19 protein-coding genes are annotated in these 18264 nt (G+C 71.0%); 13 read left to right on the top strand and 6 right to left on the bottom strand.

Annotated elements, in window-relative coordinates:
• Nucleotides 1-382: 382 nt before the first annotated feature.
• Entirely contained in the window at nucleotides 383-1702 is a 1320-nt protein-coding gene (locus tag ACIRF9_RS12465) for a D-arabinono-1,4-lactone oxidase (RefSeq protein ID WP_403819653.1), read from the bottom strand.
• Nucleotides 1662-2900 carry an MFS transporter gene (locus tag ACIRF9_RS12460; RefSeq protein WP_403819651.1) on the bottom strand — a complete coding sequence of 413 codons (1239 nt, stop codon included), beginning with the start codon at nucleotides 2898-2900 and terminating at the stop codon, nucleotides 1662-1664. Before ACIRF9_RS12460 ends, ACIRF9_RS12465 begins: the two co-directional genes overlap by 41 nt.
• 226 nt (nucleotides 2901-3126) lie before the next feature.
• On the opposite strand from ACIRF9_RS12460, the gene ACIRF9_RS12455 reads away from it, so the two are divergent.
• Together ACIRF9_RS12455 and ACIRF9_RS12450 are read left to right on the top strand one after the other, a co-directional pair.
• Nucleotides 3127-4254, top strand: coding sequence for a ferrochelatase (locus tag ACIRF9_RS12455; RefSeq protein WP_403819649.1), 1128 nt, complete (start codon nucleotides 3127-3129; stop codon nucleotides 4252-4254).
• 8 nt (nucleotides 4255-4262) lie between these two features.
• Nucleotides 4263-5078, top strand: coding sequence for an inositol monophosphatase family protein (locus ACIRF9_RS12450; protein WP_403819647.1), 816 nt, complete (start codon nucleotides 4263-4265; stop codon nucleotides 5076-5078).
• Nucleotides 5079-5163: 85 nt separating this feature from the next.
• Here the strand turns inward: ACIRF9_RS12450 and ACIRF9_RS12445 are convergent, their stop codons facing one another.
• Nucleotides 5164-5337, bottom strand: coding sequence for a hypothetical protein (locus ACIRF9_RS12445; RefSeq protein ID WP_403819645.1), 174 nt, complete (start codon nucleotides 5335-5337; stop codon nucleotides 5164-5166).
• A gap of 417 nt (nucleotides 5338-5754) precedes the next feature.
• Here ACIRF9_RS12445 and ACIRF9_RS12440 point away from each other — a divergent pair, with 417 nt between their 5' ends.
• From ACIRF9_RS12440 to ACIRF9_RS12425, 4 genes are all read left to right on the top strand, one after another.
• Nucleotides 5755-6408, top strand: coding sequence for a response regulator transcription factor (locus ACIRF9_RS12440; RefSeq protein WP_055494404.1), 654 nt, complete (start codon nucleotides 5755-5757; stop codon nucleotides 6406-6408).
• 5 nt (nucleotides 6409-6413) lie between these two features.
• Nucleotides 6414-7664, top strand: coding sequence for a sensor histidine kinase (locus ACIRF9_RS12435; RefSeq protein ID WP_403819643.1), 1251 nt, complete (start codon nucleotides 6414-6416; stop codon nucleotides 7662-7664).
• 396 nt (nucleotides 7665-8060) lie between these two features.
• Entirely contained in the window at nucleotides 8061-8357 is a 297-nt protein-coding gene (locus tag ACIRF9_RS12430; protein WP_003993510.1) for a DUF4193 domain-containing protein, read from the top strand.
• Between the two features lie 13 nt (nucleotides 8358-8370).
• Complete coding sequence (locus tag ACIRF9_RS12425; protein ID WP_403819641.1) at nucleotides 8371-9387, top strand: hypothetical protein; 1017 nt, start codon at nucleotides 8371-8373, stop codon at nucleotides 9385-9387.
• A gap of 36 nt (nucleotides 9388-9423) precedes the next feature.
• Here ACIRF9_RS12425 and ACIRF9_RS12420 read toward each other — a convergent pair whose 3' ends face one another.
• The gene (locus ACIRF9_RS12420; protein ID WP_403819639.1) at nucleotides 9424-9888 is read right to left on the bottom strand and encodes a DUF3093 domain-containing protein; all 465 of its coding nucleotides are present in this window, start codon (nucleotides 9886-9888) and stop codon (nucleotides 9424-9426) included.
• A gap of 58 nt (nucleotides 9889-9946) precedes the next feature.
• On the opposite strand from ACIRF9_RS12420, the gene ACIRF9_RS12415 reads away from it, so the two are divergent.
• From ACIRF9_RS12415 to ACIRF9_RS12385, 7 genes are all read left to right on the top strand, one after another.
• A complete protein-coding gene (locus ACIRF9_RS12415) occupies nucleotides 9947-10531 on the top strand; it encodes a PaaI family thioesterase (protein WP_403819637.1) in 585 nt (194 codons plus the stop codon).
• The gene (gene dut / locus ACIRF9_RS12410) at nucleotides 10528-11079 is read left to right on the top strand and encodes a dUTP diphosphatase (RefSeq protein WP_403819635.1); all 552 of its coding nucleotides are present in this window, start codon (nucleotides 10528-10530) and stop codon (nucleotides 11077-11079) included. Before ACIRF9_RS12415 ends, dut begins: the two co-directional genes overlap by 4 nt.
• A 1-nt stretch (nucleotide 11080) precedes the next feature.
• Nucleotides 11081-11845, top strand: coding sequence for a DUF3710 domain-containing protein (locus ACIRF9_RS12405; RefSeq protein ID WP_403819633.1), 765 nt, complete (start codon nucleotides 11081-11083; stop codon nucleotides 11843-11845).
• A 248-nt stretch (nucleotides 11846-12093) separates the two neighbouring features.
• Nucleotides 12094-14682, top strand: coding sequence for an ATP-binding protein (locus ACIRF9_RS12400; protein ID WP_403819631.1), 2589 nt, complete (start codon nucleotides 12094-12096; stop codon nucleotides 14680-14682).
• Nucleotides 14676-15392, top strand: a complete 717-nt coding sequence (locus ACIRF9_RS12395; protein WP_403819629.1) for a response regulator — start codon at nucleotides 14676-14678, stop codon at nucleotides 15390-15392. The genes ACIRF9_RS12400 and ACIRF9_RS12395 overlap by 7 nt, the downstream gene beginning before the upstream one ends.
• A gap of 42 nt (nucleotides 15393-15434) precedes the next feature.
• On the top strand, nucleotides 15435-15833 hold the full coding sequence (locus ACIRF9_RS12390; RefSeq protein WP_390661844.1) for an OB-fold nucleic acid binding domain-containing protein: 399 nt from the start codon (nucleotides 15435-15437) through the stop codon (nucleotides 15831-15833).
• Nucleotides 15834-15836: 3 nt separating this feature from the next.
• Complete coding sequence (locus tag ACIRF9_RS12385) at nucleotides 15837-16595, top strand: DUF3159 domain-containing protein (protein ID WP_403819627.1); 759 nt, start codon at nucleotides 15837-15839, stop codon at nucleotides 16593-16595.
• A 72-nt stretch (nucleotides 16596-16667) separates the two neighbouring features.
• On the opposite strand, the gene ACIRF9_RS12380 is transcribed toward ACIRF9_RS12385, so the two are convergent.
• The gene (locus tag ACIRF9_RS12380) at nucleotides 16668-17336 is read right to left on the bottom strand and encodes a potassium channel family protein (RefSeq protein WP_403819625.1); all 669 of its coding nucleotides are present in this window, start codon (nucleotides 17334-17336) and stop codon (nucleotides 16668-16670) included.
• Nucleotides 17336-18004: a potassium channel family protein gene (locus ACIRF9_RS12375; protein ID WP_403819623.1), complete on the bottom strand. Its 669-nt coding sequence runs from the start codon at nucleotides 18002-18004 to the stop codon at nucleotides 17336-17338. The genes ACIRF9_RS12380 and ACIRF9_RS12375 overlap by 1 nt, the downstream gene beginning before the upstream one ends.
• Between the last annotated feature and the right edge of the window lie 260 nt (nucleotides 18005-18264).

Genomic DNA, 18264 nt, shown 5'->3' with positions numbered 1-18264 from the left:
CCTGCCACAACCTTGCCGAGTTGCCCGGCGTGTCGGGCACGGGCCCTGGATCGCCGTTATGGCACGGTTACCTATTCGCCACGCTAAGTGACAAAAACCGTCACCCTGTGCAACTAGTCCCCTCCCGGCGGTCCAGCAAGGCCCCGGACGCCCCCATGGGGAGCCCGGGCCCAGGGCTCGCAACAGTACTCCATTTGGGCCACGTGCGGTGATTGGCGCGCCGCTCAACTTCTGGCGAGAGGTGGGACTTGGCCGTCCGTTACGCACTTTCTGTGATCTTGAAAGTGGCGCACTTCACGCAATCTCCAGAATCGGAACCATCGGGATCGGTTCGTACGATTCCGCCGCGGTGCCGGAACACCGCGGCGCCGGCACGGTACCGCTACGCGCCGAGAACCCTCCGCAAGTAGTCGTTCTGGAACCGGCGTTCGGGGTCCAGCCGGTCGCGCAGCGCGGTGAACTCGCCGAAGCGCGGGTAGACCCCGGCGAAGTACTCCGCGTCGCGCGTGTGCACCTTGCCCCAGTGCGGCCGGCCCTCGTGCGCGGTGAAGATGCGCTCCGCTGCGGTGAAGTACGCCTGGTAGGGCGTCCCCTTGACCATGTGGACGGCGATGTACGCGCTGTCGCGGCCGGAAGCGGTGGACAGCGTGATGTCGTCGGCCGGCGCCGTGCGCACCTCCACCGGGAAGCTGACCCTGAGGCCCGAGCGGTCCACCATCGCCTTCAGCTCGCGCAGGGTCTCGGTGACGGCCTCGCGCGGGACGGCGTACTCCATCTCCACGAAGCGCACCCGGCGCGGAGACGTGAAGACCTTGTAGGGAATGTCGGTGTAGCTGCGCGCGGACAGGGCCTTGCTCGAGATCCGGGCGATCGACGGGATCGTGGCGGGCACCGCGCGGCCGACCCACTGGGCCACCTGGAAGACGCCGTTGGAGAGGAGCTCGTCCTCGACCCAGCCCGACACCTGGCTCACCGGCTTGCGGGGGCCCGCGCTGCGGTTGTTGCGCTTGGTGTTGGTGTTGCCGGTGTGCGGGAACCAGTAGAACTCGAAGTGCTCGTTCTCGGCCCAGAGCTCGTCGAAGTCGGCGAGCACCTTGTCGAACGGCATCGGCTCCTCGCGCGCGGTGAGCAGGAAGACCGGCTCCACGGCGAAGGTGATCGCGGTGACGATGCCGAGGGCGCCGAGGCCGATCCGGGCGGCCGCGAAGACCTCGGGATTCTCCTTCTCGGAGCAGCTGAGCACCGAACCGTCGGCGGTGACGAGCTCCAGGCCCTTGATCTGGGCGGCGATCGAGGCGGACTCGCGGCCCGTGCCGTGGGTGCCGGTGCTGGTGGCCCCGGAGACCGTCTGCTCCATGATGTCGCCCATGTTGGTGAGCGAGAGGCCCTCGCGCGCGAGAGCCAGGTTGAGTCTCTTGAGCGGAGTGCCGGCCTCGACCGTGACGGTCATGTCGTCCCGGTCGATGTTGCGTATGCCGGTCAAGAGTTGAGGGCGGATCAATACACCGTCGGTGGCGGCGATCGCCGTGAAGGAATGGCCGGTGCCGACCGCCTTCACCTTCAGCCCGTCCTCGGCGGCCCGGCGCACGGCCGCCGCCAGTTCGTCGACGGAGGCGGGCGTGACCTCCCGCGCGGGACGGGCCGACACATTGCCGCCCCAGTTACGCCACGTGCCGTTCTTCCCGCTCGCTGTGCTGCTCAACGGTGCCTCCCCGACCCGGAGCCGGCCTGCTGAGCCGGCGGTACCCCAGGAAACCGACCGCGACCGCGACGGCCCCGGACACCGCCGGGACCCCGTACCCGGCCTGTGCGCCGGCCGCGTCGATGACCCAGCCGGCGATGGAGGAGCCGAGCGCCACCCCGACCGCGAGCCCGGTGCTGATCCAGGTCATGCCCTCGGTCAATTGTGCGCGTGGTACGTGCTCTTCGATGAGGGACATGGTGGTGATCATCGTGGGAGCGATGGCCAGTCCCGCAGCGAACAGCGCCACGGCCAGAAACGGCAAGTTTCCGACCAGTAGGAGGGGGATCATACTCACGGCCATCATGAACACGCCCAGCAGCCAGCGGCGCTCCGGCGCCCCCTTGAGCCGCAGCAGGCCGAAGACGAGCCCCGCGACACAGGAACCGGCCGCGTAGAGCGCCAGGACGACGCTCGCCGCGCCCTTGTGGCCCTGCTCGTCGGCGAAGGCCACGGTGACCACGTCGACCGCCCCGAAGATCGTGCCGGTCGCCACGAAGGTGGCCACCAGGACCTGCAGACCGGGCGAGCGCAGCGCCGTGCCGCCGCCCTGCTGCTCGCGCGGGTGCGGCGCGGGCTCGGTGGCCCGCTGCGCCGTCAGCCAGAAGACGCCGACGGCGAGGAAGCAGGCCGCCAGCAGCGGGCCCGCCTCCGGGAACCAGGCGGTGGACAGGCCGATGGAGATGATCGGCCCGAAGATGAAGCACACCTCGTCCACCACCGACTCGAAGGAGTACGCGGTGTGCAACTGCGGGGTGCCCCGGTACAGGGCCGCCCAGCGGGCCCTGACCATCGCGCCGAGACTCGGTACCGACCCGATGCCCGCGGCGCACACGAACAGCACCCAGTCCGGCCACCGGAAGTGCGCGGCCAGCAGCAGCCCGGCCGCGGCGGCCAGCGCGAACAGCGTCGCGGGCCGCAGCACCCTGCGCTGACCGTACTGGTCGACCATGCGCGATATCTGGGGGCCGACGAGCGCCGCCGCCAGCGCGATGGTCGCCGACAGGGCGCCCGCGAGGCCGTAGCGCCCCGTGAGCTGGGAGACCATCGTGACCACGCCGATGCCCATCATCGACAGCGGCATCCGGCCGAGGAACCCCGCGGCGGAGAAGCCCTTGGAGCCGGGAGCGGCGAACAGGGCGCGGTAGGGGCTGGGCACGGTGTCTCCGGTCGGTCCGATCACGCGCGCGTGGCGGCTCCGCGCGGCGAGAGGTGAAAGCGGCTCGTCGGTGCCCGGTCACGCTCGGTAAGGCGTGCAGGCAGCTCATACAGCTTACGAGTTAGGCAACCCTAATGCACCGGCGCGTACGCTCCCGCGCGGACGGCGGCTCTCGCTCCTCACCCGCCGTTTCCCGCCTGTCAGGGGCGGGTGGCAGGATCGACTCATGCCAGACGCGCTCGATTCCACCCCCTACGACGCCCTGCTCCTGCTCTCCTTCGGCGGCCCGGAAGGCCCGGACGACGTGGTCCCGTTCCTGGAGAACGTGACCCGCGGGCGAGGCATCCCGAAGGAACGCCTCAAGGAGGTCGGGCAGCACTACTTCCTGTTCGGCGGGGTCAGCCCCATCAACGACCAGAACCGCGCCCTCCTGGACGCCCTGCGCAAGGACTTCGCCGAGCACGGCCTGGACCTGCCGATCTACTGGGGCAACCGCAACTGGGCCCCGTACCTCACGGACACCCTGCGCGAGATGGTCGCCGACGGCCGCCGCCGCATCCTCGTCCTCGCCACCAGCGCCTACGCCTCCTACTCCGGCTGCCGCCAGTACCGCGAGAACCTCGCCGACGCACTGGCCGCCCTGGAGGCCGAGGGCCTGCCGCTGCCGGAGATCGACAAGCTGCGGCACTACTTCAACCACCCGGGCTTCCTGGACCCCATGATCGACGGGGTCGTGGAGTCCCTCGCCGACCTGCCCGAGGACGTCCGGGACGGCGCCCACATCGCCTTCTCGACCCACTCGATCCCCGACGCCTCGGCCGACACCTCCGGCCCGGTCGAGGACCACGGCGACGGCGGGGCGTACGTGCAGCAGCACCTGGACGTGGCGCGCCTGATCGCCGACGCCGTCCGCGAGCGCACCGGCGTCGACCACCCCTGGCAGCTCGTCTACCAGTCCCGCTCCGGCGCCCCGCACATCCCGTGGCTGGAGCCCGACATCTGCGACCACCTCGAGGAGCGGCACGCGGCCGGCGTCCCCGCCGTCGTGATGGCCCCCATCGGCTTCGTCTCCGACCACATGGAGGTCCTCTACGACCTCGACACCGAGGCGAAGGCCAAGGCCGAGGAGCTGGGCCTGCCGGTGCGCCGCTCGGCCACCGTCGGCGCCGACCCGCGCTTCGCCGCCGCCGTCCGCGAGCTCGTCCTGGAGCGCGCCGCCGCCGAGAGCGGGCGGCGGGTCGCGCCCTGCGCCCTGGGCGCACTCGGCGCGAGCCACGACCTCTGCCCCGTCGGGTGCTGCCCGGCCCGCGCCCCCCGGCCGGCCGCCGCGGGCGCCGACAGCCCCTACGCGTGAGGAGCCCCGTGACCGACCCCCTGCACACGGACCTGCTGAAGCTGGCCAAGGAGGCCGCCCGCCGGGCCGGTGAGCTGCTGCGCGACGGCCGCCCGGCCGACCTCGCGGTCGCCGCCACCAAGTCGAGCCCGATCGACGTGGTCACCGAGATGGACATCGCCGCCGAGAAGCTGATCACCGGCCTGATCTCCGAGCACCGCCCCGACGACGGCTTCCTCGGCGAGGAAGGCGCCGCCAGCACCGGCAGCACCGGCATCCGCTGGGTGATCGACCCGCTCGACGGCACGGTCAACTATCTGTACGGGCTGCCCACCTGGGCCGTCTCCATCGCCGCCGAGCAGGACGGCGAGACCGTCGTCGGGGTCGTCGAGATCCCGATGCGCGGGGAGTCGTACCACGCCGTGCGCGGCGGCGGGGCCCGGGCGACCGGCGCCTGGGAGGGCGAGCGCACCCTGGCCTGCCGTCCCGCGGCCCCCCTCGACCAGGCCCTGGTCTCCACCGGCTTCAACTACGTCACCGAGGTCCGCACCCACCAGGCCGACGTCGCGCAGCGGCTCATCCCGCTCCTGCGGGACATCCGGCGCAGCGGCTCGGCCGCCGTCGACCTCGCCGACGTGGCCGCCGGCCGCCTCGACGGCTACTACGAGCGCGGGCTGCACCCCTGGGACCTCGCGGCGGGCGACCTGATCGCCCGGGAGGCGGGCGCGCTGACCGGTGGACGCCCCGGAGAGCGCCCCGCACGCGATCTGGCGATCGCCGCCACCCCGGCGGTCTTCGAGCCCCTCCAGCGCCTGCTGGAGGACTTCGGCGCCTGGCACGACTGACCGCTCCCGGGCCGCCTCCGCGGCCGCGCACACGAAGGGGCCCCGGCGCTGGATTCGCCGGGGCCCCTCCGTCAACGCGAACCGCTCAGACGCTTGACGCGCCGACCTCCACACCGTGTTCGGCGGCGAGGCGGCGCAGGTCGTCGAGCTCTGCCTGCTCCACCTCGACGAGGAAGTCGTCGCCCTCGTTCCGGGCCCGCGTCAGATCGGACTCGGTCGCCCTTATGCGCTGCAGAAGTCCTGCGGTGAATGCGTCCATGCTGCGCCCCCTCGTCCTTGGGTCGTGGGTCGATGGCACGGGGGTGTGCCGTTTCGGGAAGGGGCGATCACGTCTCCAGTAGGTGCCCAGCGCTGCCCTGCTGGGCGGCGACGGTGCCGGACACCCACGCCCACTCTGCGGCAAGCGGATCGCGGAGTACCACATGGTGTTGTGGCACATGCAGAGCGTGATCGCGGGGTGTAAAGCCGTCCTCCCCCCGCTTCCTTCCACGGAAACCTCAACCGAACGAGAAAATTTCGCATTCCCGGGGTTCATACCTGTCCTTCATCGCCCGCTCACCGTCTTACCGCCGACTTATGGCCGAAAAGGGCAGGATGGAAGCACACACTCACCAAGCCCCCTGCCCACGCGCGCTCACCGAGCGCTACGCGGGTGGACACAGGAAGGACAAGCGACGTGCGCGTACTCGTCGTCGAGGACGAGCAGCTGCTCGCCGATGCGGTGGCCACCGGACTGCGCCGGGAGGCCATGGCCGTCGACGTCGTGTACGACGGTGCGGCCGCCCTTGAGCGCATCGGCGTCAACGACTACGACGTGGTCGTCCTCGACCGCGACCTCCCGCTCGTGCACGGCGACGACGTCTGCCGCAAGATCGTCGAGCTCGGCATGCCCACGCGCGTGCTGATGCTCACGGCCTCCGGAGACGTCAGCGACCGTGTCGAGGGCCTGGAGATCGGCGCCGACGACTACCTCCCCAAGCCCTTCGCCTTCAGCGAGCTGATCGCACGAGTGCGTGCCCTCGGCCGGCGCACCAGCGTGCCGCTGCCGCCCGTCCTGGAGCGCGCCGGCATCAAGCTCGACCCGAACCGCCGCGAGGTCTTCCGCGAGGGCAAGGAGGTCCAGCTCGCGCCCAAGGAGTTCGCCGTCCTGGAAGTGCTGATGCGCAGCGAGGGCGCCGTGGTCTCCGCGGAGCAGCTCCTGGAGAAGGCGTGGGACGAGAACACCGACCCGTTCACCAACGTCGTCCGCGTGACGGTCATGACGCTCCGCCGCAAGCTCGGTGAACCCCCGGTGATCGTCACCGTCCCCGGCTCCGGCTACCGGATCTGATCGCCGTGGCCGCCGCACCCGCGCCTCCCCAGGCGCCGCCGAAGCCCACCTGGGACCCCAGGAGGGCGCAGACCCCCTTCCCATGGCTGCGCCCCACCATCCGCATACGCCTGACCCTGCTGTACGGCGGCATGTTCCTGATCGCCGGCATCCTGCTGCTGTCGATCATCTACCTGCTGGCCGCGCAGGCCATCAGCACGGGCAACCTGCCGCCGTTCAAGATCGCGGGCGGCGAGGCGATCAAGGTCACCAGCGATGACTGCCCCGCCGTCAACAACGCGACGAACCTGACGCTGACCGAATTCAACTCCGCGATCAGCGCCTGTATCGACCACCAGCGCCAGGTCGCCCTGGACAACCTCCTCAGCCGCTCCCTGCTGGCCCTCCTCGGCCTCGCCGTGATCGCCTTCGCCTTCGGCTACGCCATGGCCGGACGGGTCCTGTCCCCGCTGGGACGGATCACCCGCACCGCGCGCGCCGTGGCGGGCTCGGACCTCTCCCGCCGTATCGAGCTGGACGGACCCGACGACGAGTTCAAGGAGCTGGCCGACACCTTCGACGACATGCTGGAGCGCCTCCAGCGGGCCTTCACCGCCCAGCAGCGCTTCGTCGGCAACGCCTCGCACGAGCTGAGAACCCCGCTGGCGATCAACCGCACGCTGCTCGAGGTGCACCTGTCCGATCCGAACGCGCCCGATGAGCTGCAGCAGCTCGGCAAGACCCTGCTGGCCACCAACGAGCGCAGCGAGCAGCTGGTGGAGGGCCTGCTGCTGCTCGCCCGCAGCGACAACCAGATCGTCGAGCGCAAGCCCGTCGACCTCGCCGAGGTCGCCGAGCAGGCCATCGACCAGGTGCACGCCGAGGCCGAGGCCAAGGGCGTCACGATCCGCGGCGAGCAGAAGCCCGCGGTCGTCCAGGGCAACGGCGTCCTGCTGGAGCGGATCGCGCTGAACCTGGTCCAGAACGCGGTGCGCTACAACGTCCCGGAGGACGGCTGGGTCGAGGTGACCACCGAGATCCAGCACGGCCAGGCGGTCCTGGTCGTGTCGAACACGGGGCCGGTCGTGCCGGCGTACGAGATCGACAACCTCTTCGAGCCGTTCCGGCGCCTGCGCACGGAGCGCACGGGCAGCGACAAGGGGGTCGGGCTCGGCCTGTCCATCGTGCGGTCCGTGGCCCGGGCGCACGGCGGGCACATCGTGGCCCAGCCGCGCGAGGGAGGAGGGCTCGTGATGCGAGTCACCCTTCCCGTCTGAGATCATGTCGCCGACACACGCGGGGATGTTCGCTTTGCGCGGAATTCTCAGGGCTCCGGCCCGGCACCTCCGTGTGTGATCGATCACAAGGGCGATTTTCCGGCCATCTACTCTCCGTGATCATGGCGGCCATCGGAAAGCCCGGAAAATCCGGGTTTTCGAGGGTCGTGATCACGGGAAGTACACGGTGAGACGCCTTTGAAGTGCGATATCAGGACCGTGTACGGTCCCGATCGCCATCCAAGCCGATCACTCATGAGGAGTCCGGTTGGGTGTCGATTGAGTAACAGACCTTGATGTGAGGCAAAATCTCCGCCTCGAGGCGGGCACAAGTCCGGCCTCTCACGCGTTACGTGCGCTGGAGACACCGCATTCACCCAGAGGGGGAGAGGCGAAATGGCAACCGATTACGACACCCCACGCAAGACCGACGACGACGTCGACTCAGACAGCCTGGAAGAGCTGAAGGCCCGGCGGAACGACAAGTCCGCCTCCGCCGTCGACGTCGACGAGTTCGAGGCCGCGGAGGGCCTGGAGCTCCCCGGAGCAGACCTCTCCAACGAGGAGCTGGCCGTCCGGGTGCTGCCCAAGCAGCAGGACGAGTTCACCTGCATGAGCTGCTTCCTGGTGCACCACCGGAGCCAGCTGGCGCGGGAGAAGAACGGTCAGCCGATCTGCCGCGACTGCGACTGAGGCGGGGTCGGCCGTGACTGGCTCGACCCCCTCTCGGAAGCGCCGCTTCCGCCTGTCGGGAGCGGACCAAGGGCCGTCCGGCGGCCCTCACGGCGTGCGTGACGACGAGCGAGGCTCATCCGGCAGGGGAGAGATCCCCGAGGGATCGGCCTCGCTCGCGACGACAGGCGACCGGAGTGACCTCCCGGCGCCTGGGCGAGTCCCCGAGCCCGTCGCGAAGATGGGGGTCCCCCCGCTCGAGCGAAGCCGAGAGTGGGGGAGGGCGGAGGCGATCCGGGACAAGGCCAGGGACCTGGCCCGCGACGGCGTCCGCAGGGGCGGTGACCTGGCTCGTGAAGGCGTCCGCAAGGGCGGGGACCGCGCCAGGGCCGGCCTGGCGTATCTCGCCGACCGGATCATCGAGATGGCCCCGAGGATCCCCGTACGGGACCTCAGGACGCTCCGTCGGCAGTTCCCGGGCCTCGGGCCGGAGGAGCTCGCCGACAAGCTCGTGGCGGGCGCCGCGAACGCCACGTCCACCGTGGGCGCGGGCGTCGGCGCGGCCGCGATGCTGCCCGTGCCGCCCGCGATGCCGACCGAACTGGCCGCGGAGATCACCGGGGTCGCGGCGATCGAGCTGAAGCTGATCGCCGAACTGTACGAGGTGTACGGCGTGCGGCCGCCCGGCAATCTCAAGGACCGCAGCACCGCGTATCTGCGCGCCTGGTCGGGCGAGCGCGGCGTGGACCCGCTCAAGCCGTCCTCGATCAACTCCGCGCTCGGCGGGCAGATGAAGCGCGAGCTGCGCCAGCAGATCATGAAGCGGATCGTCCGCGACCTGCCGATGCTGGTGCCGTTCCTGGTGGGCGCCGTGGTGGGCGCGGCCATGAACCGGCGCGACACCAAGAGGCTGGCCGCGAGGATCCGTGCCGATCTGCGCAAGGCCCAGGTGCCCTGGGGGGCGCTGGAGGACCTGCCGCCGCTGGAGAAGCCGGAACACCCGCTGGACATGCGAGAGCTCCCCGGGAATCCCAGGGAGCTCGGGTACTGACCGGCCTCGGCGCGGCCGCGGAGAACCTTCGCCTGCCTACGCCGAGGCCTCCCGCGCCGCCTTCAGCGCCTGTGCCAGCCGATCCGGCTCCCGCGTCGACAGATACAGATACGGCGTGGGGTCCTCCGGGTCGGTGACCGGCACCTTCAGCGCGGTGGGGATGTAGGCGCGCAGCAGCAGGAACGCCCGGGTGTCGGCCTTGTACGTGCGCCAGGCACGCGCCTCCTCCGGGTCCAGGACCTCCGCCTCGCCCAGGGCCGCGACCGGGACCTTCGCCTCGCCCGCGATCAGCGAGTCGCCCACGACACGGATGCGTACGGAGCCGTACGAACTGGCGACGACCGCTGCGAGCGCGGTGCCGCCGACCAGGCCGCCGAGCAGCGGCAACGTGCCGAAGGGCAGCAGGATCAGGGCGAAGGAGACGCCCACGAGGAACGAGACCAGCCGCCAGGTGCGGGGGGCGGTAAGGCGTTCTTCGTAAGGGGTGGCGGAGAGCTGCATACGGCCAAGCTTGGCATGGTGTCCGGTATTGGCCGACGCGCGGGTAAGGTCTGCGGCTGTGAGTGGTACTTCCGCAGCTCTTCAGCCTCCGGCCGACGCCGTGAAACCCGTTCGGCACCCCGATGCCCCCGTGCCCGGCGAGCTTCTCGGCGCCCACTACGAACACTGTTTCGGATGTGGTGGCGGACAGGCGCACGGGCTGCACTTGGAGGCGCGGGCCGGCGAGGGGGTGACCGTCACCGCCGAGTTCACCGTGCAGCCCGCCCACCAGGGCGCTCCGGGACTCGCGCACGGCGGCGTCCTGGCCACCGCCCTCGACGAGACGCTCGGCTCGCTGAACTGGCTGCTGCGGACCATCGCCGTGACCGGACGGCTGGAGACCGACTTCGTCCGGCCGGTGCCCGTCGGCACCACCCTGCACCTGGAGGCCGAGGTGACGGCGGTGGCCCGGCGGAAGATCTATTCGACCGCCACCGGACGCATCGGCGGCCCCGACGGGCCCGTCGCCGTCCGCGCCGACGCGCTCTTCATCGAGGTCGAGGTGGCGCACTTCGTCAACCACGGCCGCGAGGAGGAGATCCAGGCGGCCATGAGCGACCCGGACCAGATCCGGCGCGCCCGCGCCTTCGAGGTGAACCCGTGAGCCGCGCGCCCCGTCCAGAGCTCCCCGTCCTGATCCGGCGCGTCCACCCCGACGTACCGCTTCCGGCGTACGAGCATCCCGGGGACGCCGGGGCAGATCTGCGGACCACCGAGGGCTGTGAACTGGGGCCGGGGGAGCGGGCCGTACTGCCCACAGGGGTGTCCATCGCGCTTCCCGAGGGGTACGCGGCCTTCGTGCACCCCCGGTCGGGGCTGGCCGCCCGGTGCGGCGTGGCCCTCGTGAATGCCCCGGGGACGGTTGATGCCGGGTACCGTGGGGAGATCAAGGTGATCGTGGTGAATCTCGACCCGCGCGAGTCCGTGCGGTTCGAGCGCTTCGACCGGATTGCCCAACTGGTCGTCCAGCAGGTCGAGAGGGTCCGCTTCCAGGAGGTCGCGGAGCTTCCCGAATCGGCACGGGCCGCGGGGGGCTTCGGGTCCACCGGCGGGCATGCCGCGGTGGGCGATGCAAGCGGTCAGGCCGCCGTGGGCGGCAGTGTGGGTGGGTATCGATACGCTTCGGTCGTATCCGACCGGGAAGGACAGTGACGTGTTCGGACGTCGCAAGAAGAAGGGTGCCGCCGAGGACGCGGCCGGCGAGGCCGAGCAGGTCGTCGACAGTGTCGACACTGAGGCGGACGTAGAGGAAACGGGCGAGCGCGAGCGGGTGCGGCTTGAGCCGGAGCCGCGGCCCGACGGGCCCTGGGACAGTTCCGAGGTCCGTGACCCGGCCGAGGGCCGGGTGGACCTGGGCGGTCTGTTCGTGCCGGGCGTCGACGGCATGGAGCTGCGCGTCGAGGTCGCGGGTGACGCGATCGTCGCGGCGACCGTCGTCCTGCGTGACAGCGCCGTACAGCTGCAGGCCTTCGCCGCGCCCAAGCGTGAGGGCATCTGGGGCGAGGTGCGCGAGGAGATCGCCTCCGGCATCACCCAGCAGGGCGGCATCATCGACGAGGTCGAGGGTCCGCTCGGCTGGGAGCTGCGGGCCCAGGTGCCGGTGCAGCTGCCGGACGGCACGGGCGGCTTCCACGTCGTGCGGTTCGTCGGCGTGGACGGTCCCCGCTGGTTCCTGCGCGGAGTGATCTCCGGCCAGGGCGCGGTGCAGCCGCAGGCCGCGGGCCTGCTCGAGCAGATCTTCCGGGACACGGTCGTGGTCCGCGGCGAGGGCCCGATGGCGCCTCGCGACCCGATCGTCCTGAAGCTGCCGAACGACGCGCAGATGGTCCCCGAGGGCGTCCAGCAGGAGGAGGGCTCCCGCTTCTCCGGCGGCATGGGCCAGCTGCAGCGCGGACCGGAGATCACCGAGGTCCGCTAGACGCTCCGCTGGAGGAGCCGGAACACAAGCGGGCCGGAACACCGTCGCGCCGGACGACAGCCGGGCCCGTAGGACAGCCGGGAGAGAGCCGCGCCCCTCGGGGTGCGGCTCTTTCGTGTGCGTGATGCATCGGCGCGTCAGGGTTGCGTCAAAGGCGTCCCCTGCCCTCCCGCTCGTCCCCTTTGTCCGGTCCGGTGGTCGTAGGGTCGACGCTGCGTACGCAGGAGTCACGGGAAGACAATGAGGCCATGGCGCGCGGCAAGCTTCGGATCTACCTCGGTGCGGCACCGGGCGTGGGCAAGACGTACGCGATGCTGTCCGAGGCCCACCGCCGGGTGGAGCGCGGCACCGACTGCGTGGTGGCCTTCATCGAGCACCACGGACGGCGGCGCACCGAGGTGATGCTGCACGGCCTGGAGCAGGTCCCGCGTCGGGAGCTGGAGTACCGGGGCGGCGCCTTCACCGAGATGGACGTGGACGCCGTCCTCGCCCGCCGCCCGAAGGTCGCCCTGGTGGACGAACTGGCCCACACCAACGTCCCCGGCTCGCGCAACGCCAAGCGCTGGCAGGACGTGGAGGAACTCCTCGCGGCCGGGACCGACGTGGTCTCGACCGTCAACATCCAGCACCTGGAGTCCCTCGGGGACGTGGTGGAGTCCATCACGGGCGTACGGCAGCTGGAGACCGTGCCCGACGAGTTCGTCCGGCGGGCCGACCAGATCGAGCTGGTGGACATGTCACCGGAGGCGCTGCGGCGGCGGATGGCGCACGGCAACATCTACCAGCCGGACAAGGTCGACGCGGCCCTGTCGAACTACTTCCGGCCCGGCAACCTCACCGCGCTGCGGGAGCTCGCCCTGCTGTGGGTGGCCGACCGGGTCGACGAGTACCTGAAGCAGTACCGCAGCGAGCACCGGGTGTCGGCGATCTGGGGTTCGCGCGAGCGGATCGTCGTCGGGCTGACCGGCGGTCCGGAGGGGCGCACCCTCATCCGGCGGGCGGCGCGGCTGGCGGAGAAGGGCGCAGGCGGCGAGGTGCTCGCCGTGTACATAGCGCGCAGCGACGGGCTGACCTCGGCCTCGCCCAAGGAACTGGCCGTCCAGCGCACCCTCGTGGAGGACCTGGGCGGCACCTTCCACCATGTGGTCGGCGACGACATACCGGCCGCGCTGCTCGCCTTCGCCCGGGGGGTGAACGCCACGCAGATCGTCCTCGGCTCCTCACGCCGCAAGGCCTGGCAGTACGTCTTCGGGCCTGGCGTCGGCGCGACGGTCGCCCGGGAGTCGGGACCCGACCTCGACGTGCACATCGTCACCCACGAGGAGGCCGCCAGGGGGCGGGGCCTGCCGGTGGCCCGGGGCGCCCGGCTCGGGCGGGCCCGGATCATGTGGGGCTGGCTGGTCGGCGTGGCCGGGCCGGCGATCCTGGCGCTGCTGCTGAACACCGTCGACCTCGGGCTCGCCAACGACATGCTGCTGTTCCTGGCGGTGACCGTGGCGGCCGCGCTGGTCGGCGGACTGCTGCCGGCGCTGGCCTCGGCGGCCCTCGGCTCGCTGCTGCTGAACTACTACTACACCCCGCCCCTGCACCGGTGGACGATCGCGGACCCCAAGAACATCGTCGCCATCGTGATCTTCGTCGGGGTGGGGGTGTCGGTGGCGTCGGTCGTGGACCTGGCGGCCCGGCGCACCCACCAGGCGGCCCGGCTCAGAGCCGAGTCGGAGATCCTCTCGTACCTCGCGGGCAACGTGCTGCGCGGCGAGACCAGTCTGGAGGCGCTCCTGGAGCGGGTGCGGGAGACCTTCGGCATGGAGTCGGCGGCGCTGCTGGAGCGGGCGGACGACCGGGCCCCGTGGACCTGCGCGGGCCATGTGGGCCTCGGGCGGCCGGTGCAGCGGCCGGACGAGGCGGACGTGGACGTGCCGGTCGGCGACCGCATGGCGCTGGCGCTCACCGGGCGTGTGCTGCCCGCCGAGGACCGGCGGGTGCTGGCCGCGTTCGCCGCGCAGGCGGTCGTCGTGCTGGACCGGCGGCGGCTGCAGGAGGAGGCCGACCGGGCCCGTGCGCTGGCCGAGGGCAACCGGATCCGCACGGCGCTGCTGGCCGCCGTCAGCCACGACCTGCGCACGCCGCTGGCCGGGATCAAGGCGGCCGTCTCCAGCCTCCGCTCCGACGACGTGGCCTGGTCCGAGGAGGACCAGGCGGAGCTGCTCGAAGGCATCGAGGAGGGCGCCGACCGGCTCGACCACCTGGTGGGCAACCTGCTCGACATGTCCCGCCTCCAGACCGGCACGGTCACGCCGATCATCCGGGAGATCGATCTCGACGAGGTGGTGCCGATGGCGCTCGGCGGGGTCCCCGACCCGGAGGAGAGCGTCGAACTGGACATCCCGGAGACGCTGCCCATGGTCGCCGTCGACGCCGGGCTGCTGGAGCGGTCGGTGGCCAACCTGGTGGAGAACGCGGTCAAGTACAGCCCGGGCGGCGAGCCCGTGCTGGTCTCGGCGAGCGCGCTGTCCGACCGGGTCGAGGTGCGGGTCGTGGACCGCGGTCCCGGCGTCCCCGACGAGGCCAAGGAGCGGATCTTCGCGCCCTTCCAGCGGTACGGTGACGCACCGCGCGGTGCGGGGGTGGGGCTCGGCCTGGCGGTGGCGCGCGGCTTCGCCGAGGCCATGGGCGGCACCCTCAACGCCGAGGACACGCCCGGCGGCGGCCTCACCATGGTCCTCACGCTCCGCGCGGCAGGATCGCGGCCGGAGCCGCCCCGCGAGGACGCCGCGGCACCGGCGGCAGCAGAAGGACGTTCGGCAGAACCGGAAAGGCAGGCTTCATGGTGAGCCCTGCTGGGGGGATCCCCCAGACCGCCACGAGGGTGCTCGTGATCGACGACGAGCCGCAGATCGTGCGTGCCCTCGTGATCAACCTCAAGGCGCGCAAGTACGAGGTCGACGCCGCCCACGACGGTGCCACCGCCCTCGAGCTCGCCGCCGCCCGCCACCCGGACGTGGTGGTCCTCGACCTGGGGCTGCCCGACATGGACGGCGTCGAGGTGATCAGGGGGCTGCGGGGCTGGACCCGGGTGCCGATCCTGGTGCTGTCCGCCCGGCACTCCTCGGACGAGAAGGTCGAGGCGCTCGACGCGGGCGCCGACGACTACGTCACCAAGCCCTTCGGCATGGACGAGCTGCTGGCCCGGCTGCGGGCCGCCGTACGCCGGGCCGAGCCCGCCGGGGGAGGCGAGGACGACGTCCTGGTGGAGACCGACGAGTTCACCGTCGACCTCGCCGCCAAGAAGGTCCACCGGGCCGGGAAGGACGTCCGGCTGACGCCCACGGAGTGGCATCTGCTGGAGGTGCTGGTGCGCAACACGGGGCGCCTGGTCGGCCAGAAGCAGCTGCTGCAGGAGGTGTGGGGGCCGTCGTACGGGACGGAGACGAACTACCTGCGGGTGTACATGGCCCAGCTGCGGCGGAAGCTGGAGGCGGACCCGTCGCACCCGAAGCACTTCATCACGGAACCGGGGATGGGCTACCGGTTCGAGAAGTGAGCGGGGTACGGCAGTGTCGGTGCGCCCCGGTACGCTTCAGATATGAGTGGTGTTCCTCGTTCCGAAAAGCCGGTGGGCCGGTTCCGGCGCATGCTCGACCGGCTCTCCTCGTCCCAGGAGGACCTGGAGTCCGAGGAGCTGCGGGAGGACGCCGAGACGGCCGGCTGTGTCCGGATCGGGGACTGCCAGGACCGGCAGATCGTCACGGTTACTGGTACCTTGCGCACGGTCACCCTGCGTCCGCGCGCCGGAGTCCCCGCCCTGGAGGCCGAGCTGTTCGACGGCAGCGCCGCGCTGGACGTGGTGTGGCTGGGCAGGCGTTCCATAGTGGGGATAGAGCCGGGGCGCCGGCTCATCGCATCGGGCCGGGTCTCCATGAGCCGGGGCCGCCGGGTGCTGTTCAACCCGAAGTACGAACTGAGACCCCTCGGTAGGGAGTAGCCGGTGACGTCGCTCGACAAGCCGACCGAAGACACGACCGCGGAGGACACCGCCGCGGCCGACGCCCGGGCGGTGACCGAGGCCGCGCTCTTCGAGGCGTTCGGCGGGGTGCGGGGCATGGTCGAGACGGTGGTGCCCGGCCTGCTCTTCGTCACCATCTTCACGATCAACAAGGACCTGCACATGTCCGCGATCGCCGCGCTCGCGGTGTCGCTGGTCCTGGTCGTGGTCCGGCTGGCGATGAAGGACACCGTCAAGCACGCGTTCAGCGGGGTCTTCGGCGTCGCCTTCGGCGTCGTCTTCGCGATGATGACCGGCAACGCCAAGGACTTCTACCTCCCCGGCATGCTCTACACGCTGGGCCTGGCGCTGGCGTACATCATCACGACCCTGTGCGGGGTCCCGCTGATCGGTCTGATCCTCGGCCCGGTCTTCAAGGAGAACCTCTCCTGGCGCACCCGCAACCCCGGCCGCAAGAAGGCGTACGCCAAGGCCAGCTGGGCGTGGGGCCTGATCCTGCTCGCCAAGTGCGCGATCCTCTTCCCGCTGTACTGGTGGGCCGACACCACCCAGCTGGGCTGGGTCCTGGTCGCCCTGAAGATCCCGCCCTTCCTCCTGGCCGTCTGGCTGACCTGGGTCTTCCTCGCGAAGGCGCCCGCGCCGATCGACGTGTTCGCGGAGATGGAGGCGGAGGAGAAGGCCGAGGAGGAGCGCAAGGCTGCCGCGGAGGCCGCCGGAGGGCGACACCGTCGGGACGGCTGAGGGTCTGGGGGCTGCCGCCCCCAGACCCCCGCTTCGGCCCTGAACGGGCCCCGTCCTCACACGCCGTACGGGCTAGTTCTCGCGCCGCACCGACAACAGGTCCTCCAGCTGTTCCTCCCGCGCCTGAGCCGCCACGAACAGCAGCTCGTCGCCCGGTTCCAGGGAGTCCTCGCGGGTCGGGGTCAGGACCCTGGTGCCGCGGATGATGGTGACCAGGGAGGTGTCCTCCGGCCACTCCACGTCGCCGACCTGGGTGCCGGCCAGGGCCGACTCCTCGGGGAGGGTCAGTTCGACGAGGTTGGCGTCGCCGTGGCTGAAGCGGAGGAGGCGGACCAGGTCGCCGACCGAGACCGCTTCCTCGACCAGGGCGGACATCAGGCGCGGGGTGGAGACGGCCACGTCGACGCCCCAGGACTCGTTGAAGAGCCACTCGTTCTTGGGGTTGTTGACGCGGGCGACGACGCGCGGGACGCCGTACTCCGTCTTGGCCAGGAGGGAGACGACCAGGTTGACCTTGTCGTCGCCGGTGGCGGCGATGACGACGTTGCAGCGTTGGAGGGCCGCCTCGTCGAGGGAGGTGATCTCGCAGGCGTCGGCGAGCAGCCACTCCGCCTGGGGGACGCGCTCGACCGAGATGGCGGTCGGCGCCTTGTCGACGAGCAGGACCTCGTGGCCGTTCTCCAGCAGCTCGCCCGCGATCGAGCGGCCGACGGCGCCGGCTCCGGCAATGGCGACTCGCATCAGTGACCGTCCTCCTTCGGGCCTTCGGAGAACGACGCCTCGACCTTCTCCACCTCGTCGGTGCGCATCATCACGTGCACCAGATCGCCCTCCTGCAGCACCGTCTGCGAAGTGGGCAGGATCGCCTCGCCGAGGCGGGTCAGGAATGCCACCCGGACGCCCGTCTCCTCCTGCAGCTTGCTGATCTTGTGGCCGACCCAGGACGGGGCGGCGTGCACCTCGGCGAGCTGGACGCCGCCGCTGGGGTCGCGCCACAGCGGTTCGGCGCCCGAGGGCAGCAGCCGGCGCAGCATCTGGTCGGCCGTCCAGCGGACGGTGGCGACGGTGGGGATGCCCAGGCGCTGGTAGACCTCGGCGCGCCGGGGGTCGTAGATCCGGGCGGCGACGTTCTCGATGCCGAACATCTCGCGGGCCACCCGGGCGGCGATGATGTTGGAGTTGTCGCCGCTGGAGACGGCGGCGAAGGCGCCGGCCTCCTCGATGCCCGCCTCGCGCAGGGTGTCCTGGTCGTATCCGACCCCGGTGACACGACGGCCGCCGAAACCGGAGCCCAGTCGTCGGAAGGCGGTGGGGTCCTGGTCGATCACGGCGACCGTGTGCCCCTGTTGCTCCAGGGTCTGGGCGAGAGCGGAACCCACTCTGCCGCAGCCCATGATGACGATGTGCACGACCGTCCTTCCGAGGTAAAGAAGTAAAGAAGTCAAATAGTTTTCTGGCCTGGCTTCGACCAGGGTCTCAGACCGTCGCCCAAGCTACACATGCGCGGTCCTCGCAGGGCACCCCTCGTGCACGGTTTGCGCGATCAGCGGCGGCTGATGCTCCAGAGACTGAGGAAAGTAAGGATTCCGAGGCCGACGAGGGTGCCGGCGGCGCCGATCAGTTCCGCGGTCGTGTGCATGGGACCTCCGAGGGGCGGCGGCGTACGGGG

It is taken from the genome of Streptomyces sp. NPDC096132, assembly GCF_044763345.1.
Taxonomy (GTDB): domain Bacteria; phylum Actinomycetota; class Actinomycetes; order Streptomycetales; family Streptomycetaceae; genus Streptomyces.
This window is presented reverse-complemented; position numbering and strand designations above follow the sequence as displayed.